Origin of the sequence: Reichenbachiella sp. MALMAid0571 (assembly GCF_040151475.1) — a bacterium.
GTDB lineage: Bacteria > Bacteroidota > Bacteroidia > Cytophagales > Cyclobacteriaceae > CAXBNB01.
This window is the reverse complement of record NZ_JBDKWG010000143.1, coordinates 166,128-192,646: the sequence shown is the minus strand read 5'-3', so window position 1 is coordinate 192,646 and position 26,519 is coordinate 166,128. Positions and strand designations below refer to the sequence as shown.

Genomic DNA, 26,519 nt, shown 5'->3' with positions numbered 1-26,519 from the left:
AGAATTAGGATCGTTGATGGCAACTGTAATTGAACCGTTATTGGCAGCACACGAAGTAGTGTTCACCACAGTGATGTCCAGGTCAGGTTTGGTAGGTACAGAAGTCATGGTTACCTGCACCGGAGCGGAGTTACATCCTGTGGTAGCATCAGTAGCTACTACGAAGTAATCACCCGGAGTAACCGAAGCGTACGGGTTATTAGTGCTTACAGCGGCATTGATGTTTCCTTCAGCGAAGAACTCGAAAGTATAACCAGCAGTACCCTGAGGGGTTCCACCAACCCGAACGTCAGTGACTTCAATGATACCGGTAGCGTTAGCACCCGAACAATCAGAAGCAGGAGTGATAGTTATATCAGCGATAGCTACTGAGATGTCGTCAAGCACATCTTTTATTGTTACGACTGCTCTGCTGGCACAATCTTCAGATGGATTGGAAGTATCTTTTACTTTTACCCAGTAAGTACCGGCAGGAAGACCAGAAACATTGGCTGTTGTTGATCCGGCAGTTTGTGCACTAGGTGTAACACCATCAACAAACGGTGTGCCTTCGTCACTTACATCTGAACCTACAAACCATTCGTGAGTATAAGTTCCTCCATCAGAAGTATAATTTACAGTCACTTCACCGGAATCAGTAGAGCAGGTAGTATTTTGACTATCAATGGTGAAAGTCAATGCTGGATTCACAGAAACATCATCAATGACAAACTTAATAGGATCAGACTGACACTGAGATACTGTGTTTTCAGCCACTACAAAATATGTACCAGCATTTAGACCTGAAATATCTCGATCAGTGTCTACAAAACTGGAACTGAAATCTTCATTATAAACTATAAAATCAAAAGTAGAAGTTATTGTTGCAGGAGTGGAAATAGTTCCACTAGTTTGCGTAACTGAAGTAATCAAAATTCTTCCATTTGAAGGTGTTGTACAATCCTGAGCGTCTGTTTTCGTAGCTGCAAAAGTGGTTACACCGATTGAATTGTCTGGTATTACATAAGTAGCATAAGTAGAACATCCATTATCAGGATCAGAAGTATCAGTTACAACTAAAGTGTATGTTCCACCACCAACACCAGAGATCTGGGTGTCATCGTTACTGCTTGTAATGTTTGAAGGGTCAACTGCTTCAACAGAATTCACATCTCCAACCAACCATTGTATGGTAAGATCTGGAGACGTTGGTCCCACATTTTCAACCAGAATGGCTCCATTTCTGGCATCCGTGGTACCATTACATCTTGTATTAGGAGTAATGGTCACATTAGAAGATAAATCAGGATCAGTATGGTCATCAATAATCTCTACGTAATAAGGATCAGACAAACACTGAGAAGCTGTGTTTTGAATGTATAAAGTATAAGTACCTTCATCCAGTCCGGTAACAACAGGATTGTCTGGTGCACCTCCATTGATAAGAGCCGCTCCTTTGTACAATAAGAAATCATAAGTAACAGTCAATCCTGTAAAGGCTTCTGGTGCACCAGTAACGTTAACATCTCCAATTGTAATAGACCCGTCATTCTTGGTATTACAATCATCTACATTTTGTGCCGTATGCGAAACGATCGTATAGGTAGGAGGTAAGGTAGGTACTGTAAATACCATAGTGGTACTACATTCCTCTTCATCACCATTGTTGTCATTTATTTTTTCTATTTCTACCAAATATTGACCACCGGGTATGTTAAGTAATCTATACCCATCATCTGTGAAGCCAGTTTTTGAACCTGCACCGAAAACATTTGAACCAATTGTAGGTCCTTCATGCCAGATGAAATTGTAATTTGAAGTTATGGCTGCCCCAACATCGGTTTGAGCACCACGAGTAATCTCATAGATGGTAATAGAACCGTTACCTGTGTTGGGGTCACCTGAGCAATCCATATTACTAACGATCTCAACTGCATCATCTGTACCATCTCCATCACCAGCATCTACACCGATAGAAGCAAATTCTATATCATCAGTTTCATCCAAGATTTCAAAAGTGATAGGAGGGGAGTAGCAGAAGTTTGTGGCTTCTTGTGCAGCTACAACGGCGTAAACTCCAGCAGTTAAGCCAGAGAAAGTGTAATCATTTAGTTTATCAGCTAAAAAAGTATTAATTACGGCATTGTCTCCGTCAGGAGTTGTTATTGTTTCTCCTGCGGTAAATGCGAGACCATTATTTATGGTAATTGTTAGTTGACCGCCATTCACAGCAGTAATGGTACCTTGTGCGGTACTAGTACCTCCAGTAACTATTTCAGTAGCTAAAAATGCACCATCTCCTGTGCCACCAATAACTGCATGGTTTATGTACGTGTCGGTAGTCAAGTCAATACGTGCTGCTCCTCCTAAACTACCGGCTACACTTTGAATGCTTGATGGTCTCATATCGGTACCATCAGCCCTCCATTCTCCTGAACCAATTAGCATATCTGGTTCCGGATCAATTGAAGGACTTGTGTATAGGAACAATTGATACTCATCTTGTGCAGTTAAGTTTAAAGCAGGAATTCTCATAGTAATTTCTGCCAAACCTGTAGCTCCACCCGTTCCGTCGGCGTAGGGTTTACAATTTTCAGAATGTACTTTTACTAACGGGTCAACATCAACTCTTTGAACATCAGCCCAGAACAGTACATGTACAAGTCGTTCTGTACAACCTGTAGTTAGATCGGTAGCAACTATAGTATAGGTGTCATTTATCATCTGACTTACTATATAGTCATTTGGATCACCATCATCGAGACCATTTCCCTGATTGTAAACGGGATTGTTATTATCAATTATTCCAGGGTCATCACCTGCATTATCGGTACTTGAAGCAATTAATATAGGAGTCCCTGATAAATCACTTTGACCTTTATACACTTCGAATGTAAATTGATGTGTACCTGAAGGATCAGTTGCTTCAATTCTTAATTCTCCATTAGCACCGTTACAAGTACCAGGTTGTGTTTCATTCAGATTGATTGTAATGTCAATTAACGGGTCACGTTCTACTTTTATTTTTTCTACATTTGAAGTACATCCTGTAAAATCATTTACAAAATATACTGAATAAGTCCTTTCATCTAAACCAGTAACTACATTATCATTAATCACACCAAAAGATAAAGGAGTGGTAGTAGTTGCGTCTTCAAACCAATACCAAGTGTAGTCAGATGGATTAATAGCTGCCCCACCTAATAATCCAGTTACAGTGATTGTGCCATCTGGTGTCATACAACTTGTCACTTTGCCAGTAGCATAAGAATCTATGGTAGGATTAACCGTTTCGTCTTGGCTAATAGTAGCTTGTCTAGAAGCACTACATCCGGTAGTGGTATTTGTAACTTTCACTGAATAAACACCAGGAGCCAGACCTGTTTTTTCAAAACCTGTTGTTGTGGCTCCTCCAAGTGGTGTACCTGTGGCAACTGATCCCGTGTACCATTGGTAAGAATATGCTCCACTTGCTGGTGCATCAGTGTTATCTGGATCAACAGAGATTGAGCCATTGGCAAAGCTTGCTACATTGCAACTTGTTGAGTTGATTTTTGTAAAATCGAGTGTTAGGTCAGGGGCAGTAGCATCATCTACTATTGTAAATGGAATGGCTACAGATTCACATTTGGATGTTGAATGCTTAACCGTCACTTTGTAGCTTCCTGGTGCTAAATCACTTCTGGTGTTTGTAATGTTTAGCGGAGCGACCACTGAACCATCGCTATTGTACCAAACAAATTCATAGCCCGTAAATGGAGTTGTAATAGCACCTGCATCGCTGGAAGTAAATTGAGTTACAGTTGCAGAACCGTTATAAGCCGTGGGCGAACAATTTGTATTATTTACTTTACCAAAAGTATCAATTACCAATGTTTCAAAGTCTTCAGTAATTTCAACCAATTCCCTGGAAGAACAGCCTTCATTGTCTGGAGTAGTTGCGTCGGTATCAGTTACCAATACCCAGTAGAATCCTGCATCCATGTTGGTGATGGTGGCAATAGTTCCTCCATTGGCACCAGCTACAGGGTTTCCAGTATCGTTTAGATCATTTCCTTCATACCATTGATAGGAATAAGTACCGCTACCTCCTGTGATGCTCACATCAGCAGAACCGTCAGGTGTTCCTGAGCAGATTGTATTTGCTTGAAGTTCTGAAGTAACTAGTACCGGAGCAACAGAAATATTATCTATATCTACCTGAAAGGCAGCTGAAGGACAGTTTGTAGTTGCTTTTTCTGTAGCAAGTACATAATATGTTCCGGCACTTAATGTAGCAGATGTGGAAGGGAAAATTCCCACTCCTTGGTTGGCAAATGTACCTATCAAGGTATTTGTGTTATCATAAAGGTCAAAGGTATAATCAAAAAGTCCTATCTGAGTATTGATGGTGACCCCATCAACTATGATCTCATCCACAGTAATTTTACCATTCGCTGCGGAACATTTAGTCACGTCTTGGGTTGTTACGGCATCAACTGTAATGTTTGCAGGGTCATCAATAATAGTAGCCGATATTTTAGCCAGACACGTACCAGGGCTGTCGTCATCTTCAACGAGTACCCAGTAGCTACCAGCGGCAAGGTTAGCGGCAGTAGCATTGGTAGTACTTGCAGTTCCGGCGGTAGCATCCCCAGTAGGCGAAGCAGTAACGTTTACATCCGCACCATTGTACCATGTGTAGGAGTAGTTACCTCCATCAGGGTTGTCCACAGTTACAGTAAGTTGCCCGTTAGATCCTGCACAAGAAGTGTTGTTAGCCGTTACTGCAATAGAAAGTTGTGGTTGAACAGAACCGTCAAGGATATCGAACCCGATGTTAGCAGATGTACAAGCGGTAGTAGTGTTTTCTACTACTACATAATAAGAACCAGCTGCAAGTCCAGAGATGTCTTCTGCGGCAACAATTACACTAGCAGGGTTTCCTGTAGTAAGTTCTGTACCACCATTGTCATAGAATGTATAGGTGTAAGTTGCACCACCCACAGGAGCACCGTCTTCGAGGACTCCATTGATGTCAAGTGATCCTGTAGCCGCTCCTGTACATTCACTGATATTGGTTAGCGTGAAAGAGGGGTCTAGGGTAATGGTCGTAGGATCAGAGGTAAGTGTAAACTGAGTGGAAGCGGTACAACCTTCACTAAGAGACCCACCGGAGTTTGTTACAGTGACCACTACGGTATAAGTATCTTCAAAGAGTCCGGAAACATTAGCAGTGGTTACACCTGCCGGGTTAGATTCGTTAGGACCTGTTGGGTTTACTCCGTTCGCCAGTGGTGTTCCAGTACCGACACCCAAATACCACTGGTATGAGTAAGTGTTTCCGTCATGGTTGGTTACATTGACAGCAAGTTGTCCATCAGGCGTACCATCAGTACAAGCTGCATTAGGGGTTTCTGTAATAGATAGTGCAGGTAGTGTAAAGTTTTCACCAATAGTAATTTGTTTACCAGGAGAAGAACAAGCTGTGGCAGCATTTTCTACAACTCTGATGTAGTAAGTACCTCCAAGCAGGTCAGTGGCCTGTGGGAAAGTGGCAGGACCAGCAGGAGTGATGTCAAAATCTTTTAGTTTGGCAGTATTGGTACTGTTCCAAAGTTGGAAAGTATAATCTGCCATCACAGCCGGATCAGTAGTAACCACCCCGTTGATAGTAATTTGATCTACGGTGACGGTACCATTTCCGGGGCTGCATTGAGTGGAAGCTACCGGAGTAAAGTCGTCAACAGATATTTCGGCAGGGTCATCAATAATAGTAGCAGATATTTTAGCTTGACAAGCCCCTGGGGTTACTTCATCATCATCTTCAACGAGTACCCAGTAGCTACCGGCCGCCAGTCCTGTAGCTGTAGCGGTGGTTTGTCCAATAGGAGCATTTACATTTACATCAGCACCTGAGTGCCATGTGTAGGAGTAGTTACCTCCATCAGGGTTGTCCACAGTGACAGTAAGTTGCCCGTTAGATCCTGCACAAGAAGTGTTGTTAGCCGTTACTGCAATAGACAATTGAGGTTGAATAGAACCGTCTAAAATTTCAAATTCATAAGGAACAGATTCACAATTGGTAGTGGTATTGGTAGTAGTTACATAGTATGTACCTACTGCAAGTCCATTGAATATACCAGTGGCATTAGTAGCTTGTGAAACTCCCATTCCATTGGTTAATTCAAAGCTAAATCCAGTAAGGCCACCATTAGAGACTCCATCAATCTGAACATCTGCAACAGAAAATGATCCTGTAGCAGATCCTGTACATTCACTGATATGACTTAAAGTAACATCGGTATCTAAGAATGAATAAACCGGATTATCTTCACTCAGAGTGAAACTTAATCTGGCTTCACAGCCGTTGTTTGGACTTGCCCCATCGGTAACTACTACGAAGTAATCACCACCTGCAACATTGCTGATGGTAGCGGTATTACCTCCGTTTCCATTTGGAACAGGAGTTGAAGTGTCGTTTAAATCAGATCCTTCATACCACTGGAAAGTATAATTGGCTGTTACACCAGTAGCACCTCCCTGAGCAGTTTCATCTACAGTGGCACTGAGTCCGCCGGATGCTGTTCCACCGGAGCATGCTGCATCCGGGGAGTCTTCTACAATAGCGATTACCGGTGTGACAGATGCATCATTAATTGTAATTTGAAAAGGATCAGAGTCACAGCCGGATCCTGCAGTATTGGTTGCCACTACATAATAAATACCCGGAGAAAGCGTGCTGGTACTAGGGGTGTTAATGTTTCCCTGAGAAACCATACTCTCATTAAACAATTCCAAGGTAAAGTTTGCATCAATGGTGGCAGCACCTGAAGTTACAGTGGCTACCCCATTGGCAGTTTCTGTAATTTCAGAAATAGTGATAGAGCCAGTGCCAGCATTACAATCAGCAGAACCTGTTTTACTGGAACCGGTAATGACTGATGTAGCATTAACATCTGAAATCGAACCTGTAGCGGTAAAGGAACACCCTGTTGCGATATTTGTAGCCCGGACTGTATATGTGGCAGCATCTAAATTGATAGCTTCACTGTTATTTGTTCCTGACTCAGTAGCCGGGACAGAAAGGCTTGTTGTAGTATTTGCTCCATCAAACCATTCGAAGGTGTAATCGGTAGTATTTTGTGCTACGCCGGATATTTCAATAGCGGCACTCAAATGTCCATTGGCGTCACCAGCACAGTTTGTATTTGGAGATTCGGTTGTCACGATGATATCGAACGAACCGGGACTGAGATTAACTGTATAAGTTTTAGGGTCTGATTCACAGCCTACTGCATTGTTTACTACGGTTACGGTATAATCTCCATCCTGAAGGTTTGATAATACATTGCTTGCTGCCCCTAAAGTATGCGGTGTTCCTGTTCCTGTTCCGGTGTACCAGTTGAAAGTGTAATCTGCATCGGGTAGTGTAACTGGAGACCCGTTGTATGAAACAGCTGCAGTTACAGAACCTGTAAAGTTACCTGTGCAACCCGTATTATCTTGAACGGTAGCACCTGTAACTACGGGAAGTATAATTGACTCAGTGAGTACAATAGTTTTTGTAGTAACACATCCGGAAACATCGCTTGTTACTTCAACTGTATAGGTATCAGTTACAAGGCCTCCAATGGTATGTTCTTCTCCTGCCCCCAGTGGAAATGTTGGATTAGAACCATTTCCCGGATCTACTCCGGCCGATATTGGAGTACCTACTGCTGAATTTCCTAAATACCATTCAAAAGTGAAGTTATCGGTAAATTCTACACCCGGAAATGTGTCATCGGTCGTATAGGCTTTAAGGCTTCCATTGGCATTGCTGCAATTTGATTGAGAATTTACTACCTCTGCTACAACAGCAGGTAGTTCCAGTTGTTCATTGACTGTTCCTGTAGATGCAGCAGATGTACAGCCAGTTGTTTTGCTGGTAGCGGTTACAGTGTATTTTCCGGCAGCTACTCCTGTTAGATCATTTGAAGTGCTGATCACAGGCCCACTAGCTAAATCTCCTGCATACCATTTAAAATCATAGTCTGAAAACCCGTCTCCGGAATCATCAACCAATGCAAACAAACCTCCATTTGGAGTGCTACAACTTCTTTGTGCAGTACTGACCAAAGGATCTAATACAGGGATAGAAGAGTTATTAGTAATGGTAAAGTCTTCAGTCTGATCGCAATTATTTCCAATATTTCTTATATAAACTCTATAATTTCCTCCAAGAAGGCCTGTAAAAGTATAGGAGGCACCATTGTCGTCTCCTGTTATAGGTATAGAGGAGTGTAACAGGTTTGATGCCTGCGTATTATTGCCTTCATATATTTTAAATTCATATCCGGATAGTGGCTCAGAAACGCCAGACTGTGCTGTAACTGTTAAAGTACCATTTCCACCGGCACTGGCACAATTGGTGTTGGGTGTTGAAGAGCCTAATCCTATAATAGGCTCATCCCTGACCAGATTTATTCTAAGGTCTGAAACATCAGAAATACATCCGGTTTCCAGGTCAGTTACCTTCAAAGAATAATTTCCAGAACCTAGTTGTTCGAAAAGACCAGTGTTGTTTGTCACTAAAGGTGAACCTGAAGCTGCTCCGTTCCATAGGACATATTCATAGTTTCCGGAACCACCAAAAGCAGTACCGACGGCATCAATGGCTCCATTGTCCGGATCTGCCCCACCACCGTTACAAGCAGTTCTGTCTGTTACGTCTATATCTGTATCCAGAATATCAGGGTTTACACTGGTGTCATCCAGAGTAACAAGATTGGTAACACTACAAGCATTAGAATTGTTAGTAATGACCACAGTATAATCTCCATCAGCTAAAGATCCGGCAATACTATTGTTGCCACCTGAAAGGTTTGTGTTTATTTTGTCAGAAGGTGAAGTACTTACACCTTCGTAAAATTCGAAAGTAAATCCTGTAGTTTGTCCACCCGAAGTAGCTGTAATTGATCCATTTCCACCTGTACTAGCGCAAGAGTTGTCATTAACTTTCACAAATTCTGCTTCAGGAGCACCTGTTAAATTCTGTACTTCCAAAGTGAGTGGTGCTGAATTACAACCTGTAGAATTGTCAACAGCTTCCACAGTGTATGATCCAAAAGTAATTCCATTGTAAATTGAACCTGCACCTCCTACACCTGTATAATCAGGAACGGCTTTTACTGAAGTACCATTGTACCAATTAAATGTAAATCCGGCAGTCTGGCCACCTGAACTTACGGTAATCGACCCACCGTTTAGGTTGTTACACGCTGTGACATCAGTAATGGACTCTTCCTGAATGCCCGGAAGTATTAAACTGGAGTTTACATCTTCTGACAGGTTGGCCTGACATCCGGATATATTATTTTTGACTACTACAGAATACGTTCTTGCTTCGAGATTGGAAGCAGTAGAAGATACACTTAAAGTATCAATAAAGTCGTTTCCTATAAACCATGTAAATTCATATCCTGCTATTACATCTATTCCGTCTTTTACAACAACGGCTTGTAACTCTCCATCAGGGTTGGCACAATCTGTCAAGTCATGAATTCTGTTAATTTTAATAACAGGATCTTCCTGTACTAAACCAATAGTAACCTGAACAGGGTCAGAAGGGCAGGCATTGGAATTTAGTTCTGCAACAACAGAATAAGTACCATTGGGCATTGTATTGAAAGTAGCTCCTTCAAATACTGGCCCTGAAGCGAAATCAGTTCCATTATACCACCTGAAAGTAGCGCCACTGGTTGTTTGTCCGCTTGAAGCCGGTGTAACACCAGTTACAGATATGTTATCCATATAATGATTTTCATCACTTCTGCTATTTAATATTTTAGCAATTAAAACCAATGAAGTTCCCCCTGTATTGGTAAAAGAGGCTGTAGCAGTGGCTGATCCAAAATCATTAGATTTTTGTCCATTGTCGGTTATGGCCTGAAGCCCACCTCCATCTACTTCGTAGTAAAGCCGTATATAATCTTCATCTTCCATGCTTCCACTTTCGCTTATCTCCCAAGAAATATCTACCTGACTTATGGAATTAATGTTGATGGAACCTGATGTCCATGTTACTTCTTCATCAGCATTGCTTACCCAAAACCTCTTGTTACCACTACTACTTCTAACTTGGGCATCTCCATCATCAGTATATTGCCTTGTCCACTTTGGCTGGCTGGTATTCGGATCTATCTGACCCTGAGTATCTCCATGTGAAGAACCCTCAAAATTTTCACTCCATATTACTGAAGTAGTAGCTTCTGTAGATCCAATATAGTAAGCACTTGCTATGCCATTGTTTGGAAGTTCAGGATCACAGAGTTCATTGTTCTTCACTTTTGTTACAAATATTTCAAATGGTATGCTTGTGACATCTGTAGATCCAATGTTGTTGGTATCATCACATTCAGAAAGTGTACCAATAGGACTAGCTACCGGAGGATCTTTAGATCCATTGTCATTGATGGAAACAAAGAGTTCAAAGCCTGATCCGCCTGGTCCTTGTACCTCAAGAGTAATGGTAGTTGTTTCTCCTATATCCAGATTTTCAAGTGTTGCAACTGAAGTGTTTAGTTTGGTTGATGTAGAAATTGCAGGATCTCCGGCATAGAATGTTACTGGTATCAGACTCGATATTGCCACGTCACCGGAATTTTCTATATCAAATGATACATTGAAATTGGTATCAGGGCATTGAGGTTGATCTGCTACTATATTATCACCGAGTTTTATATCAGGAGAAACATAAGAGGGGCAACCGTCATCGCCTAATATAGGGGATTGGTTTAGGAATGTATTCAACGGGCGATTGGCTCCAGGACTACCGTCACACTGATTGAGTGAATATACAATGGAAGGATTTTGTTGTACCCGTGGAATTGTCAGGTCATCATTTACGTTTACGTTAAAGTAGGCATGCTGATTCCATACTTCACGGGATGGTTGCCAGTCTTCACCATCAGATTCATATACTCTGATTTGCCCGTCAGAACTACTGTTTTTATTACTCCCATTGCTGGTAGCACAAGCCAGACAAATTTCACTTTGGCCATCTCCATCTACGTCAGCTACAATAGGATACTCATCCCATGTTAAAGAAATACAAGCCTTACTTGTTCTTGTAAAGCCATTGGTACCATCAATGATATGAAAAGTAGTTTCACTTCTGTACAATACCTCAGCTGAGCCGTCATCGTTAAAGTCAAAAACGGAGCATCCAGTGATACCAGAAGAACCTTCTGTTATTCCCTTTTCCCATAATTGATCAAAATTTTCATCTAAGGCATAAAGAGTCTGATCTGAAACAAAAGCCGCATTGAGTTGGCCATCGTTATCCAAATCAGAAATATTTATTCTACCTGTTCCTAACCAATGATATTGGTCATTTAGGTCTTTGAAAGTAAGAACTGTACTATTTTCAACATCCCAGAAGAATATTACTATCCTGCCATTGTCGTCTTTTCCATTAAATAGCACGTCAATGTGTCCATCTAAATTATAATCTGCTACAGCAGAAAAGTTCATATTATAATTTCCGGAATAATCGTCAATGTTCCAATCATTATTCCCAAATAAAAGGTCGTTTACTTCTTTTACGACTGTCCTTTTCTTTGAAGCTATATCTATAGAATAGATAATGCCCCCTGCTACCATTTCTAAACCCTCACAATCATCGCATTCACTGTCTTCTAAAATATCAATGGCCGTTGTGCCATAAAAAACCTTAGTTGCCATTGGAGAACTGGGGGATATGATAACTGCCCCTGTGGAAGCATTATAAATACCATTCCCTACCATGAGTTCCGGAGTGCCATCTTGGTCAAAGTCGGCTACCGAGATCGCTCCTGTATGATCATCTGGGGTTCTTGTCTCCCAAAGTGGGGTAGTACTTAAGTTACAATCAAAAGCCATAATTGTACCTTCGGTATATGCACCAGCCATGAAGATTTCGGCACATTCATCACCATTAATATCTGCAATGGTTACGTCATGACTTATGTAATTACTCGAATAGGGATCAGTTATTATCGTTTTTTCCGTTTGACCATCTATACCGTTTAGAATGGACAATCTATTGGTTGCTCTGTTGGAAACGACAACTTCAGGAATACCATCACCGTCAACATCTCCAACTGCTGGCAGAGAGGAGTTGTTAGCGGTTCCATTGTCAGATCCCCATTGTTGCCTCAAGGCAAAAGTAGGATTGTCTGTAGGTGGGTTTTGACAAATTACAGAATTACCGAAATAGAATTTGGAACAATCTGCATTATTTGTACAGTCTCCATCATAGCAATCAATAAATCCATCATTATCATTATCGACTCCATCATCACAGGTTTCTTGTCCAAAGAGAAAAAATGTATTGAATACAAACGGGAGTAATAATAAGGTCTTCCTATAGCTTTTCATATCAATCGGTTGGTATAAATTTCCATTAAATATAAATATATTTTTAGCCAGTAATCACTGAAAAATACAAATACCACTTACTAATTAAAGCATAATTGTGGCACTTTAACTGCTAAAGATAATCTAAAATTTAAAAAATGCATTAATTCGATAAAAAATTGAACTAATTTAAGGGGATAATTCGATGAATGGTAATAAGTTTACTATGAATGTATCAAAATTAGGGATTATCGTCCGAGCAGGATGGAGCCTGATAAGTTGGTAGGTACATTGGCATTGTCAACGCATTTCAAGGCATAGTAATATATCCCTTCTGGCAGTAAAAGACCTTTATGGGTACCATCCCAAATGCAGTCATCAGCTTGCGTAGTAATCGCTTCTTGTTTGATTATTTGCCCTTTACTATCAAATATGTAAATGGTGCAACCATCCAGTTTGGATCGCGCATTAGTAATTTCCCAGCATTCAGCTCCAATACCGTCTCCATTGGGTGAAAATACACTTTTTGCCCTAATAATAGGATTGATAATTCGAATAGAATCAGACTCTACACAGCCATTAGGATCAGTACCAAAAACCTTCACCAATATATTGATGTCATTTGGAATAGCAGTTACCATTTCAGCGGTAGGATCATCAAATATTTCTTCTGGTGTCCATGTAATACCAGTTGCATTATCAACAACCAAATCAACTGATAGTTGCCCATCTTCCAGATTTATTTCATCAGGAGCGTTTGCATTTTCATACAATATGGAAATTCCTGCTGCATCTTTTAAAGAAATTGTTACTTCTGCTGAAAAGTCACACCCGGCAGCATCTGTTGCAGTCATCGTATATGTTACCGGGCTATCACCTTTTTGAGGATCAGTTATTTGATCTAAAGAATTACTTGTAGAGAGTATTGTGCCGGGTTCTGTGAACCAGGAGTAATTGGTATAGAGATCAGAAACACTTAAATCCAATGCCTCACTCGGACATTTTTCAGTAGATCCGGTGCTGGTGGTGATCACTATGTCATCCATGGTTACAGAATTGGGTACTTCCTGAATGGTTACCTGTTTTGTTTTAACTGTTGGATTACAAGTTGCAACATTTGTATAGGAGGTGGTTAACGTCACGGTATAAACTCCTGCATCTGCATAAGTGTGGCTTACTGATGCTCCTTCTTCAGTAGGGCTACTGTCACCAAAATCCCAGGAATGAGTAATTGACTGCCCGTTTTGATCTCCGGTAGGAGCATTGAAAACAAGGGGTAAGTCTTCACAAATTAAATCATCTGAAGTAATAGAGTTTGTGGGAACAGGAATAGCAGTTAATGTACGTGCTGAACTTTCGTGCGAGCAACCGTTGGCATCACTGGTGATTACTGCAGAGTAGTTTCCTGATTCTGTCACATTCAGTGTAGTGCCTATTTGACTAGGAATATCAACTCCGTCTTGTTTCCATTTATAAGAATAATTACTACCAAAATTGGTTACGGAAATTTCTGCTGTAGAGCCAAGGCAAAAAATATCCAGGCCTGAATTATTCACTGCAATTACAGGTAGCGTTTCTACTACTACAGTTACTTCTGCTGCCTGACTGATACAGCCACTAAGGTCTCTGCCTGTTACTATGTATTTCCCTGTCATTTCAGGGGTTACATTGGTAAGTACAGGGTTTTGATCAGCGGAAGTGTAACCATTAGGCCCTGTCCATTCATAGCTATTTAAGGAGCCACTAGCGAATAAATTCACCGTAGTACCTTCACAAACAGCTGTTCCTGATGCAGGGTTGCTGGATGCTACAGGAGCAGCTATTCCACTGGCTGAGATGGTTATGTCAACAATATTGGAAACCTCTGAGCAACTCAATCCATCGGATATAGTTACCCTGTATTTTCCTGAACCTGTTCCGGTAACATCAAGGAAATTGTCAGCCCCTGTTTTTACAGCAAGATTGTCAAACACTCCATCTTTGTTCGAGTCCTGATCCCATGTGTAGGTAGCTCCACCACTTTTAGTAGCTTCAAGATTCAGATTTTGTCCGGTACATATTTCTGTGTCACCCGAAGGGGTGATTTCAGCAATCACACAATTGCGGTTCATGAAAATACCAAGCTGACCGGAAAGTCCTGAATTGACTTTATGTGTAAATGCCAGGTCGGGTTTGCCATCTCCATTCAAATCTCCTATTTTAATATTTCTGGAATTTGATGTGGCATTTCTATTTACCACACCGAAGAAAGTAAAATCTGATGAACTATTACCTGCAATGATTTGAACGATGTTTGAGCCAGACGTGGATGCGGTAGCAATATCTATATTTCCGTCCCCATCTAAATCACCTAAGTCAAGCCCCCAAGGTTGGCTGATTCCGGAGGTAATGGTAGTTTTGAGTGATAATGCTACAGTAGCACCGACGGCTGTTGTAGTGTTTTCCAATACAACAACTTTGTTAGAAATCCTATCTGTGGCAACTATATCATTGAATCCATCCTTATTGATGTCTCCAATTTTCAGATTTTGAAATGTTCCATTTACTGAAATTCTTATGGCTTCATCAAAAGTTAATGTTCCGGGTTCACTATGGTTGGGTACAATGTAAATATCAGATGCTTTGTCATGGATAACTGCTATTTCAGGCAACCCATCATTATTCAAATCTTTTACATCTAAACCCGATGTGATGATACTTTCGGGAAGGGTTATTTGAGTAGGAGTGGTGTTAAAGCTAATAGTACCACTGGTACTTGTGTTTTTGAAAATATCAAGCACATGATCGGATTCTGTTGTTAATATAATTTCAGGTTTACCGTCCAAGTCCAGATCATTTATTTCCACACGTCTGGCAGTTCTTATATTGCCATCACTTTTGTTTTTTAAAGTCAGGTCTGGTACAGCCAGGTTTGCACCTATGCGGGTAAAAGCAAAGATACCAGTACCACTACTCGTATTTTTAAATACAAATACTCCATTACTATTTGATCCACCCTGAGTTACTATTAAATCTGACTTACCATCTCCATCTAAATCCCCACAAGTTGTATTGATAGAGCGAAAACCAATATTGAGATCAGTATCTGACACTTTAGTAAAGCTGGAGGTAGTAGGAGTGCTGTTGTTTTTGTAAACAAATACTTCATTTGACTCACTGTTCGTGACAGCTATGTCTGACAATCCATCTCCATCGAAATCGCAAAGACATAAGTCGTAAGTAGCAGTACCGGTAGGGAAAGTCGTCAGATTGTCAAATGAAGCTAATACATTAGACTGGCCTTTAAAACCAATGCTGAATAATTCATTTGAATAGCCGGTTAATTTGCTGCTGAGTTTGGTGACACTTACAGTATTTAAAGTAGCTCCGGAGGGTACCGTTACTTCAATGATATTGGCAGTGGATGACACAATAGTTGCTTCTACAGCTCCGAATTTAACCGACAAATCTGCTGAGTTAGTTGAAAAATTAGTTCCCGTAATTATAACGGTCTCACCAATTGTACCTGAGGTTTTGTCAATACTACTAATATAAGGTGGAGCCTGACCAAAAGATTTTGATCCCGAAAGTAGTATAGCTATTAAGATGAAGCTTGCGATTGTGTTCTTATAAATATTCATAACCCTATTTATTGATCTGTCCATCAAATTATTCTACTGTTAATATCCATACTTTTTCCATTCCGGGAGATTTTCTTATCCTGTTGCGCTGTGCAGCAGCTTTGCTATGATCATCTGATCTGAATATTATTACATAGTAATACCCTTTCTCAGATTGATATCCAAGTATCGTATCATGAAAACCTCGTTCAAACATGGTATCACTAAAATCTTCAGCGTGCTGAAATTCACTAAATGCACCTGCTACCACATGATTTCCCGGAGGTAATTCTAAATAATGAGTTCCTCTTTTCATTCTTGGTGCACCTTCAGGTGAAGTGACAGCCACATTGGTTTCAGTTGTTGGTTTATTCGTCGGCATACTAATGTTGTTGTTCCCTTTTGAAGGGCTAACGCTTGTATTATCAGTATTATTCTTATTAGAATCAGGCTGATTTGTTTTTATATTTTCCGTTGCTGTATTGTTTTGAGAGATTCCTTTGTTTACCTCTTGACCTGTAGCTTCAGGTTTTTGTTCATTCTCTTTATTAGAAACGTCGGGTTTGTCCGCTTCAGTTTCTTTTTCAACTTCAGTTTTTTGATTGAGTTTGGCCAGTCTTTCTTCTTCTCTTTTTTCCTTCTGTTCTTGCTTGAGTCTTTTTTGCTCTGCAAGTTTAGCTCTTTCTTCTGCAGTTAGTTTATGAGACTTGATAAACGAATGGTGGTGGCCATGGTGTTTTTTATGTTCACTCAAATGATACCCAATATGTAACTCGTGTGTATTACCAGTGATGGATGAGATATTACTGTTTCCTAACTCAAAAGCATATCCTATGCCTAGCTTTTCTTTTACTTTAAAACCTACGAGGGCATTGATTCCTGCACCTTCACGGTAAGATGCACCTACCCATACTATGTGTTTGATATGAGCAATTAAAGCAGCTTCGTATTGACTGGTAGTAATATGCGAATACCTATATAACAGGTGTGGTTCGAGAGCAAAATCATGGCCTATATGTCCACGATAATTCATTTTGATTAATATGTTGTCTAGTGGAGATATTTTAACAGGGGAAAATGTTTCTGATGAAATTACTTCTCTACTAACCAGATTGGGTATGGATACCCCAAAGTTGAAGTGATCAAAGTGATAGGTAACTCCAAAGTCTGCAATAAGATATTTGTTGGATAAATTGGCAAATGCAGGATCTCCAAATATATCAGCAGCAATTGCAGGGTCTGAAGCATCCAGTGATGTGGTTCCTGCTCCTAAAGACATACCAAACCTTAGGTAATGCTTTCTGTCAAATGCAGCCAGGTAGCCGGCTGATACTTTAAACCCGGAAGTATTTAATATGCCACCTTCTTGCTCGTTGAAAGCCATTCCTCCAATTCCAATACCTCCTTTTAGCGGAGTGTGAAAAGTCACATGGGAAAAAGAAGGGCCACCTTTCAAACCTGTGTATTGAGACCGATACATAACAAAAAGAGCGGTGTGCCCTTCTACTCCCACATATGCAGGGTTATAAATATATGGGTTCATGAAGAATTGGCTGAACACTCTTTGCTCTTGCGCTAACAATTGATTGAACAGGAAGAAGAAGAGGCAGCTTGCGAATATTTTTTTCATTGGGAAATTATAGGATTATAAAATCGCTTTACCGATAGTTTGTATAATTCCTTATTATTACTAATAGGTATCAAATCTATATCAATATCATGAAAAAATTCATAATTGATATCAATAAGTTTATAAATTGAGAAATTTGGAGTGTTTATTCTACTTTTAACGCTTGATCCTAAGCACAGGCAGATGGATCAGTTGTTTACTGAAAGTTAGAATAGGATAAACTGTAATAAAAGGGTTGTAATTGGTGGGAGTGAAATTGCCTAACCATGTGTAGGTTTTGGTGTTTAGAAAGTAAGTATTTCTGGTGTTAGAAATTCAATTGTTTAACTTTTCGAATATTTTATAGAAATATTTCGTATTTTTATTTTTTTTTATATCAGCAATGCGGATTAATCATTTTATAATGCTAATGAGAGTTTTAATCGTCCTTTCGATAGTTTTTTTTGTATCAGTAGAATCACAAGCACAATTTTGGTTTGGGCCCAAAGCTGGTGTGCAAATGAATAATCATGCTTATCAGGACAAAACCTACAAAAAACAGTATGATATAAACCCTGATATCAATTGGCATGCGGGTTTTGCAATGCAATACACAACGGACAGGAATTTTGCTGTTCATACTGAAATGATCTACCAGCAAATTCGAAATTCTGTAGGGAATACCCCGGAAGGTTTGGAATTGGAAAGTAAATCTACATATTCTTTTTTGTCGGTTCCTTTGTTAGGAAGAGCAACCCTTTTTAGTGCCGGAGCTGTTTCGGTTTTTGCCGTAGCAGGTCCAAGATTGAGTTTTTGGCTCAATGGATCGGGCAATTATTATACCCAAGAAGGTGATGATAACTTTGGAGTTGGGGGCGGTTCTTACAAGGTGAGTTTTTCAGAATCAGTAGATGGAGTGGGAGATGGTATCCTTACTGTCAGGAAGTCCAATAGATTACAATATGCTCTGGATTTTGGAATAGGTACTCTTTTGGATCTGGCATCAGGACAAAGAGTGTCTGTAGAAGTAAGGTATAGTAAAGGTCACTCTAACATGGCATTGGATTCTTTTCCATTACAGGAGGGAGTGAGTTTTCAAGAAAACTTACAGTACGCTAACAATCAAATTTTGGTTTCCACGGCACTCTTATTTGGGTACAACCCTACCGACAGAAGAAAGGGGTCTTCGACTAATAAACTATCTAATAAGAAGAAGAAATAAGTTAATAGGTGCGGTTTGTCAGGAAGGTGCTTTTTTCTATTTTTTTTTCCTTGGAATTAAATGTCCATCCGCAATGCTTCTCAGATAATCCTTGTTTGTGTTGATGTTTGGGTCACTGTATATGTATGCTGATAAATCAGCAATTACTCCGGGCTTATATCCCAATCTTAAAGCTACTTTTTCACAAAAGTCTATTTCGCTTTGGAAAACCTTACCATCTATTTTCATCAGTTGTACTATATTGTAGAGGTAATCAAATTTCATTTCCGGATCGAGATTGGAAATTGAAGGCATGTCTCCGGGATTGTCAATAATAGCTTCTATTTCTTCGTAAGAAATACCATTTCTTTCACCTATGTAATGGATCATTTTGGCTTCAGGTTCAGCTATGTGCTTGTCCACTTTTGACAGGTGAACCAGTAAACTCAGTTGACTTTTGATGTAAGACATAACTAAAAACTAATAAATGTTATTAAGAGTACTTAAGATTAACGAATATTAATCCAAAAGTATATAACAAGTTAAGAATTATTGTGTTTTTCTGTCAAAATTAGTACTTCCTTGGAATAACCGAGAGAATTAAACCTCAACCTGAGATAGGTTATAGTATGATTGTCTTTATTGCATTTTGAGCCACCTTGCAGTGTGTATATATAATATTTTTCACTGCGGTCAATTAGTTCTGTTTCATTGGGAACTCCCAGCATACTGACAATTTCCTTCTCTGAAAATTTAAGCAAATCATCTTTGTTGTGTTCCAATAAATTTGTTTGATCTTTTCTATAGCCATTGCATCCAAATTTATCATTTTCCCAAAGAGAAAAATCCAATTCAGCTAGTACTAATGATTTTTTTTCGCACCCAACAAGTAAGATGTATGTAAACGCCAATAAAAACTTTATTTTCATGATTTCAATGAATTTATGGCGAAACTATGAACATTCACAATATCATTCATAGATAAGTAGGGATTTGTGTTGATGATTTATTTTGCTTCCATCAAATAAGGATAAAAATACCAAGTATCGTCATACTTACTCATGTTAAAGATTAAATCGTATTATTAAAAATATTGTTACTTTTATGGCTATATTTAAATAGATTTGTTAAAAGTTAAACGTCACACATACAATTATTATGGCTGAAGATCTCCATAAAGAAGGTTTCGAAGAAGATAAAAAACAAAGTTCAGGTTCAAAAGATGATGATGATTTCGGTCTTCCTGATCTTGAATTTGAAGAATTGGAAGAGTTAGATTTGGATTTAGACGATGATTCTTCTGATAACACTGATTCCAATGTTTCTGCACTTGACGAAGGCATTGATGAAGTAGAAGATGTCATGGATAGTGCTCAACTTATTTCAGACAGGCTGGGAGAAGATTCGGATGATGATGAATCGTCTGACGAGACAAATGATGATGACATGTCTGTATTGGATTCAATTGACATGAATTCTGATGATAATGTTGATAATCAGGATGACAGCCTGAACGAGATATCAAGCCCTGACGAACTGGCTGCTCTTGGTATGGCTGATGAAGATGAAGAAGAAAGTTCTACAGAATCTTTGTTTGCTGCGGATGATAGCGAGCCATCTGAGAGTGATGTGTTTGGTAATGATAGTGATTTTGATGGGGGGTCGATTTTTGCAAGCGATGACATCAGTCTGAAGCAGGAAGAAAAGATGGAATTTGAATCTGCTGAAGATGCGGAATTGCCTCCAACATATAAGCCGTACTCAGATGATGAGTCCAAAGGTGGTTTTGCCAAGGTAATTATATTTGGAGCAATTGGGTTTACACTTGTTGGATTTATTTTTTATTATTTCTTTACTCAGGATATTGGAGTAGGTTCTGAAAAGTCAGAAAAGAAGGTAGAACAAGTAGCATCAACTAAAAAGCCCGAAGTAAAACCAGTGGCTGAATCCAAAGACGGGGGTGAAAAGACAGCAGAAACTGCTGGTGAGAAAGATTCAAAATCAAATACCACTACACCTGCCAAAACAACAACTAAGCCTGCTGCGACTAAAAGCAGTACCTCTAAAGCAAGCCCCAAACCTGGAAGTAATGCACCAGCGGGAGAGATCGTAGAGATACAATCTAAAACAGGCAGGTCATACATCATTATTGGTAGCTTTATTGATCAGGATTTGGCTAATGACTATGCTAAGGAATTATCCGCCAGTGGAAAAGGTGTTAAAGTTATTTTCCCCTTTGGAAAATCTAAGAGGTATAGAGTATCTGTAGTTGATTTTGATTCTTATGCAGATGCCATGGCTCAAATAGGTTCATACAAATCTACTTATGGTGAAGATATATGGACTCTTAAATATTAATTGTTGATATACTTATATTGATGATTTCCCGTTTAAAATTTAAAGAATATTATAAAAGAAAGGTATTATGCCTTTCTTTTGTTTTATAATCGAAAATAAACATAAAATTTATGATTGGACAAATCCTTTTGGCAAGGCTTCAGGACTTGCCTGAAGAAATACCTGCGAATATTTCTCTTCTGGAATTATTGTTTAAAGGGGGCTATATGATGATCCCCATTTTACTACTGTCGGTCACGGCAGTGTATATTTTTGTCGAACGCATTATGACCATTAACAAGGCGGCAAAAACCCCCGATCAATTCAACGATCAGATAAAACAATTGGTAATAAACGGAGATATAAGCGGAGCAAAAATGCTATGCAACCAAACTGCAACTCCTATTGCCCGTATGATTGAAAAGGGCATTGTGAGAATAGGTCACCCCCTGAAAAATATTGAGGCATCTATCGAAAACGTGGGAAAAATAGAGCTGTATAAGCTCGAAAAAAACCTTAATTTGCTGGCGTCTATTTCCGGTGCTGCTCCTATGATCGGGTTCTTGGGAACCGTAACGGGTATGATTCAGGCTTTTATTTCAATAGCGCAAGAAGAAGGAGTAGTGAGCCCTAAGCTGCTTTCCAGTGGTATTTATGAAGCTATGATTACTACTGCTGCTGGTTTATTCGTAGGTATTTTGGCCTATTTGGGTTATAATTTTCTTATAGCCAGAGTGGAAAAATTAGTCCATAGTATGGAATATACTTCTATAGAATTTATAGACTTATTACAAGAGCCTCAGAGCAAATGAATATAAAATCTAAACATAAAGTACAAGCATCATTTAGCATGTCTTCAATGACAGATGTAATATTTCTGTTATTGATATTCTTTATGCTTACAGCTTCATTTGTTACCCCTTCAGGACTACCAGTAAATCTACCCTCCAGTAAGAGTTCTAAAATAATACTTCAAAAAGTAAGCGTAACCATTACTAAGGACCGTAATTTTTTCGTAAATGATAAAAAAGTATCGTCCAATAAATTGGAAATGGTATTGAGAAATGAATTGAGTGGAAAAGAAGGAGTAGTCGTATTGCACTGTGATAAAAATGTACCTGTAGAAGATCTGGTAATGGTAGCAGGAATAGCCACAAAACTTGAAGCTAAAGTATCTATTGCAACGAAACCTGATTGATCATGGAAATCATTGATCCTGAAGAAAAAAAGAATCGTAGAATCAGTATGATAACCTCATTGGGTTTTCATGCTTTTTTGTTGATACTTTTCTTTTTCCTGTTGGCATGGTCAGAGCCCGATCCACCAATTCCACAATATGGCATTGAATTGAGTTTTGTGCAGAGCAATTCTACCGGGAAAGTAGAAAGTGATCAGCAGGAGCAAAGTCAGCAGGAAAGTGTTGAGGAAGTGCAAGAAGCCAAGGAGCCAGTTGAAGAAGAACCTGTACAAGAAACTTCAGAATCCAGTGAAAGTAAGGAAGCTGTAGAGGAGGAAGTGGTAGAAGAGACTCAAGCCGAACCGGTAGAGGAGGCAGAGGTAGTGGAAACGGAAGATATAAATAGTCCGGATGTAGTGGAAGAAGTGAAAGAGGAGACGAAAGTTGTAGAGGAAAAACCTAAAGAGGTAAAAGAGGAAAAGAAGCCCACTGAAAATACCAAAGAAAAAAGCGAAACCGGAAAGGAAAATTCTGAAGAAAAGCCGACAGAAAATCCAACAATCGATTCACGTGCCATTTATACAGGATCAAAAGGAGATACCAATTCACAAAGCAATAGTGGCGGAGCAAGTCTTGATTTAAGTGGTTGGATATGGGATTTTGAACCGGAACCTGATGATAAGTCGGATGAAAGTGGTAAAATCGTTTTCCAAATAATTGTAGATAGTGACGGAGAGATTATTGGAGTGAAGACACTGGAAAAAACAGTATCACCTGCTGTTGAAAAAATTTACAAGGACGCTGTAATGGACCTTACATTTAGTAAGACTGCTCAAAACCGTTCGGTAGCCGCTACATCACAGGGTAAAATTACATTTATTATACAATCTCGTTAGTTTATGAATTATAAAGAAGCCCTGGACTTCTTGTATAATAGACTGCCTATGTACCAACGGATTGGAGCAAAAGCATTCAAAAAGGACCTAGGGAATACAATAGAACTCTCCAGAATAACAGGAGACCCCCATAATCAATTCAAATCTATTCATATTGCCGGTACCAACGGCAAGGGGAGTAGCGCTCATGCAATTGCCTCTATTTTACAGGAGGCGGGTTATAAAACAGGACTCTACACTTCTCCTCATTTGAAATCCTATCGAGAGAGAATCAGGATCAATGGCGCAATGATCAGTGAAGACTTTGTAGCGGGTTTTGTAAGCAATTACGAAAATGAGATATTGAAAATTTCGCCTTCCTTCTTTGAGATTACGGTGGTGATGGCGTTTGAATATTTCGCAAAAGAGAATGTCGACATAGCTGTGATAGAGACAGGTTTAGGCGGGAGGCTTGATTCGACTAATATTATTAAACCACTGGTGTCGTTGATCACTACTATTGGGAAAGATCATGAAGATTTGCTTGGTAATACACTTGATTTGATAGCGTATGAAAAAGCAGGCATTATCAAAAAAGGTATTCCTGTAGTGCTGGGTGACATCATGAATCGACCTAAAGAAGTCATTAGAAAACAAGCTGCCTTGATGAATGCTCCATTGAATGATGCAGGTAATGGTTGGGAAGTAGTGATTGATAAGGATGGTTTTTATGATTTACTATTTCAAAATAAAAAGATTTATGAGTCGGTTGATCCTGATCTAAAAGGGGAATACTTTTTAAAAAACATACCGCCAGTATTGGAAGTAATTAAAGAATTGAATGGGATTGGTTTTGATTTGAATGCCAGTCATGTGAAGAATGGATTGGAAAATATATGCAGCAATACTGGTTTGAAAGGGAGATGGCAGCAGCTCTCAGATAAGCCGTTGACTATATGCGATATTGGACACAATGAGGATGGTATTGCACAAGTTGTGGGTCAGTTGAAGAAAATTGAGTACAGGAAATTGCACATTGTATTTGGGACTGTAAATGATAAGTTGATTGACAACATTATGGCATTGTTGATTAAAGATGCTTATTACTATTTTTGCGCTGCAAAAGTACCCAGGGCATTGCCAGTAGAGGAATTGTATGAGATAGCTACTAAATATGGGTTGGAGGGGCAACAGTTCAATTCAGTCGGGGATGCTTTGCAAAGTGCAAGAAATAATGCACAATCAGAAGATGTAATATTTATAGGGGGCAGCACATTTGTAGTGGCTGAAATTGAAAATTTATAATTAGTTGAGAAAGAAATTAGAGCGGTTTAGTGACAATGCTGAGCGAAGAAATGTTATTGAAAAAGGCAAGCCTGTTTTTGAGGTCATAAAAGGAAACTGGAAAAAGGAGTTATTCGGTAACGATAATGATTTGGTGGTAGAGTTTGGATGCGGAAGAGGAGAATATACAGTGGGTTTAGCAGAAAAATTTCCAGATAAAAACTTTATTGGAGTTGATATTAAAGGAGCCAGAATATGGGTTGGAAGCACATACGCTATCAATAACCAACTGGATAATGTAGCTTTCTTGAGAGTTAATATCGTTCAGCTCGAAGACTATTTCGCAAAAGATGAAGTATCTGAGGTTTGGGTTACTTTTCCTGATCCCAGACCAAAAGACAGGGATGAAAAAAGGCGTCTTACCAGTCCAAGATACCTGGAAATGTATAAAGGTATTTTAAAAAAAGATGGCTGGTTGAAGTTCAAAACTGATAACACACCTCTTTTCGATTATACACTATCTCTTTTTGAGGACCAGGTCAAAATCAAAAACCTTCAATATACATACGACTTATACAATTCTGAGTTTATGGATGAGCATTATGGAGTGAAAACCAAATACGAAAAACTTTTTCATGATCAGGGTGAATCAATTAAGTATATGAAATTTCAATTTGAAAAATCATAGTAGGTTTGCAACTAATCTAACCAAGTGAGTTTATGGAGCTTTCGATTGTAGTTACGGTTTACAATGAAGAGGAAAATATCGTCCCTTTGATTGAGAATGTGCAAAAAGCCATGGTTAATCATAGTTACGAATTGATTTTTGTAGATGATGGTTCCAGTGATAAAACCATACCTAACATCAAGGCGAATGCAGGTGAAAATACCCGACTCATAATTTTGAACAAAAATTATGGTCAGACTGCTGCCATGGCTGCCGGCATAGATCAGGCCAATGGAGATTTTATTGTAACGATTGACGGAGATCTACAAAACGACCCTTCTGATATACCTGAAATGCTGCGAAAACTTGAAGATGAGAATTGGGATGTTGTAGCAGGTATCCGAGCCAATAGAAAAGATTCTATGGTCATTAGAAAAATTCCTAGCAAGATAGCCAACGCATTGATTAGAAAGCTCACAGGGGTGCATCTCCATGATTACGGTTGCACATTGAAAGTATTCAGAAAAGATATTGCAAAGAACTTGGGATTGTATGGGGAACTTCATCGTTTTATTCCGGTATTGGCGCAGTTGCAGGGGGCTAATATTACAGAAATGCCTGTAAAGCACCATCCCAGGATTCATGGTGAATCAAAGTATGGCTTGGGCAGGACATTTAAGGTAATGAGTGACCTTTTGTTGATGGTGTTTTTTCAGAAGTACCTTCAAAAACCAATGCATTTGTTTGGAACGGCCGGAATTATCACATTTATGCTCGGTTCAGCTATTAATATGTATTTGTTGGTTCTCAAAATAATGGGAGAAGATATATGGGGAAGGCCTTTGTTGATTCTTGGAATCACATTGCTGTTAGGAGGAGTTCAGTTGATTACTATTGGGCTTTTGGCTGAGCTTATAGTGAGAACCTATTTTGAAACTCAAAATAAAAAGACTTACAGAATCAGAGAGGAGTTTGTTGGAAGTGAGCGAGCAGTAAAAGTTTAACTATTATCATGGAGACATTAGCAAAGCTGTATTTCATGATACTTCATTTTATTGCACCAAAGATGAAGTTTGCGTTTACTTCTGTGATAGCTACAGCCTTTGACTATGTTTTTTATCTAATACTATTTTATAACTTTTTCTCTCCAGAGGTATCCAATATTATTTCTTACTCATGTGCGGTGGTATTGAATTTTATCCTTCAGAAAAAATATGTATTTACAATAAAAGGAAAAGTGCAGAGTGTTTTCTTATTGTCTATGATGTTCTCCTTAATTGGTTTGGTGTTGAGCACAATAATGATATCAGTTTTAAACAAATTAGATGTTTTTTTTCAATACCAATTCCTAACCAAAATCATTGTGACTGGAGCTATATTCTTCTATAATTATTATACAAAAAGATTTTCTTTTGAGAGAAGGTGATGAAT

14 protein-coding genes are annotated in these 26,519 nt (G+C 39.1%); 9 read left to right on the top strand and 5 right to left on the bottom strand.

The window, feature by feature from the left end; translation table 11 throughout:
- The 3 genes from AAOP42_RS17390 to AAOP42_RS17380 form a co-directional block, all read right to left on the bottom strand.
- The coding region (locus AAOP42_RS17390; RefSeq protein WP_349529835.1) for an FG-GAP-like repeat-containing protein at window positions 1-12,360 on the bottom strand (12,360 nt) is incomplete at its 3' end.
- A gap of 227 nt (window positions 12,361-12,587) precedes the next feature.
- On the bottom strand, window positions 12,588-15,959 hold the full coding sequence (locus AAOP42_RS17385) for an FG-GAP-like repeat-containing protein (RefSeq protein WP_349529834.1): 3,372 nt from the start codon (window positions 15,957-15,959) through the stop codon (window positions 12,588-12,590).
- Between the two features lie 28 nt (window positions 15,960-15,987).
- The gene (locus AAOP42_RS17380; RefSeq protein ID WP_349529833.1) at window positions 15,988-17,568 is read right to left on the bottom strand and encodes a PorP/SprF family type IX secretion system membrane protein; all 1,581 of its coding nucleotides are present in this window, start codon (window positions 17,566-17,568) and stop codon (window positions 15,988-15,990) included.
- Window positions 17,569-17,950: 382 nt separating this feature from the next.
- Here AAOP42_RS17380 and AAOP42_RS17375 point away from each other — a divergent pair, with 382 nt between their 5' ends.
- Window positions 17,951-18,769, top strand: coding sequence for an outer membrane beta-barrel protein (locus AAOP42_RS17375; protein WP_349529832.1), 819 nt, complete (start codon window positions 17,951-17,953; stop codon window positions 18,767-18,769).
- 36 nt (window positions 18,770-18,805) lie between these two features.
- Here AAOP42_RS17375 and AAOP42_RS17370 read toward each other — a convergent pair whose 3' ends face one another.
- Both AAOP42_RS17370 and AAOP42_RS17365 read right to left on the bottom strand, forming a co-directional pair.
- Entirely contained in the window at window positions 18,806-19,219 is a 414-nt protein-coding gene (locus AAOP42_RS17370) for a tellurite resistance TerB family protein (protein ID WP_349529831.1), read from the bottom strand.
- A 71-nt stretch (window positions 19,220-19,290) separates the two neighbouring features.
- The gene (locus AAOP42_RS17365) at window positions 19,291-19,677 is read right to left on the bottom strand and encodes a hypothetical protein (protein ID WP_349529830.1); all 387 of its coding nucleotides are present in this window, start codon (window positions 19,675-19,677) and stop codon (window positions 19,291-19,293) included.
- 229 nt (window positions 19,678-19,906) lie between these two features.
- Between AAOP42_RS17365 and AAOP42_RS17360 the strand changes: the two genes are divergently transcribed.
- The 8 genes from AAOP42_RS17360 to AAOP42_RS23805 all read left to right on the top strand — a co-directional run bounded on the left by AAOP42_RS17360 (window position 19,907) and on the right by AAOP42_RS23805 (window position 26,514).
- Window positions 19,907-21,106, top strand: a complete 1,200-nt coding sequence (locus AAOP42_RS17360; RefSeq protein WP_349529829.1) for an SPOR domain-containing protein — start codon at window positions 19,907-19,909, stop codon at window positions 21,104-21,106.
- A 110-nt stretch (window positions 21,107-21,216) separates the two neighbouring features.
- Window positions 21,217-21,897: a MotA/TolQ/ExbB proton channel family protein gene (locus AAOP42_RS17355; RefSeq protein ID WP_349529828.1), complete on the top strand. Its 681-nt coding sequence runs from the start codon at window positions 21,217-21,219 to the stop codon at window positions 21,895-21,897.
- Window positions 21,894-22,283: an ExbD/TolR family protein gene (locus tag AAOP42_RS17350; protein WP_349529827.1), complete on the top strand. Its 390-nt coding sequence runs from the start codon at window positions 21,894-21,896 to the stop codon at window positions 22,281-22,283. Before AAOP42_RS17355 ends, AAOP42_RS17350 begins: the two co-directional genes overlap by 4 nt.
- A gap of 2 nt (window positions 22,284-22,285) precedes the next feature.
- Window positions 22,286-23,158, top strand: a complete 873-nt coding sequence (locus AAOP42_RS17345) for a hypothetical protein (RefSeq protein WP_349529826.1) — start codon at window positions 22,286-22,288, stop codon at window positions 23,156-23,158.
- 3 nt (window positions 23,159-23,161) lie between these two features.
- Entirely contained in the window at window positions 23,162-24,442 is a 1,281-nt protein-coding gene (locus tag AAOP42_RS17340; RefSeq protein WP_349529825.1) for a bifunctional folylpolyglutamate synthase/dihydrofolate synthase, read from the top strand.
- A 4-nt stretch (window positions 24,443-24,446) separates the two neighbouring features.
- The gene (gene trmB, locus AAOP42_RS17335; RefSeq protein ID WP_349529824.1) at window positions 24,447-25,109 is read left to right on the top strand and encodes a tRNA (guanosine(46)-N7)-methyltransferase TrmB; all 663 of its coding nucleotides are present in this window, start codon (window positions 24,447-24,449) and stop codon (window positions 25,107-25,109) included.
- Window positions 25,110-25,141: 32 nt separating this feature from the next.
- Complete coding sequence (locus AAOP42_RS17330; RefSeq protein WP_349529823.1) at window positions 25,142-26,092, top strand: glycosyltransferase family 2 protein; 951 nt, start codon at window positions 25,142-25,144, stop codon at window positions 26,090-26,092.
- Between the two features lie 8 nt (window positions 26,093-26,100).
- On the top strand, window positions 26,101-26,514 hold the full coding sequence (locus AAOP42_RS23805; RefSeq protein WP_502947672.1) for a GtrA family protein: 414 nt from the start codon (window positions 26,101-26,103) through the stop codon (window positions 26,512-26,514).
- Window positions 26,515-26,519: the final 5 nt, after the last annotated feature.

Excerpts from the sequence above, each read along its gene's own strand:
- AAOP42_RS17380 (WP_349529833.1), bottom strand. The coding sequence starts at position 17,568 with ATGAAAAAAATATTCGCAAGCTGCCTCTTCTTCTTCCTGTTCAATCAA.
- AAOP42_RS17350 (WP_349529827.1), top strand. The coding sequence starts at position 21,894 with ATGAATATAAAATCTAAACATAAAGTACAAGCATCATTTAGCATGTCT.
- AAOP42_RS17340 (WP_349529825.1), top strand. The coding sequence starts at position 23,162 with ATGAATTATAAAGAAGCCCTGGACTTCTTGTATAATAGACTGCCTATG.
- AAOP42_RS17370 (WP_349529831.1), bottom strand. The coding sequence starts at position 19,219 with ATGTCTTACATCAAAAGTCAACTGAGTTTACTGGTTCACCTGTCAAAA.
- AAOP42_RS17355 (WP_349529828.1), top strand. The coding sequence starts at position 21,217 with ATGATTGGACAAATCCTTTTGGCAAGGCTTCAGGACTTGCCTGAAGAA.
- AAOP42_RS17360 (WP_349529829.1), top strand. The coding sequence starts at position 19,907 with ATGGCTGAAGATCTCCATAAAGAAGGTTTCGAAGAAGATAAAAAACAA.
- AAOP42_RS17330 (WP_349529823.1), top strand. The coding sequence starts at position 25,142 with ATGGAGCTTTCGATTGTAGTTACGGTTTACAATGAAGAGGAAAATATC.
- AAOP42_RS17365 (WP_349529830.1), bottom strand. The coding sequence starts at position 19,677 with ATGAAAATAAAGTTTTTATTGGCGTTTACATACATCTTACTTGTTGGG.
- AAOP42_RS23805 (WP_502947672.1), top strand. The coding sequence starts at position 26,101 with ATGGAGACATTAGCAAAGCTGTATTTCATGATACTTCATTTTATTGCA.
- AAOP42_RS17345 (WP_349529826.1), top strand. The coding sequence starts at position 22,286 with ATGGAAATCATTGATCCTGAAGAAAAAAAGAATCGTAGAATCAGTATG.
- AAOP42_RS17375 (WP_349529832.1), top strand. The coding sequence starts at position 17,951 with ATGCGGATTAATCATTTTATAATGCTAATGAGAGTTTTAATCGTCCTT.
- AAOP42_RS17385 (WP_349529834.1), bottom strand. The coding sequence starts at position 15,959 with ATGAATATTTATAAGAACACAATCGCAAGCTTCATCTTAATAGCTATA.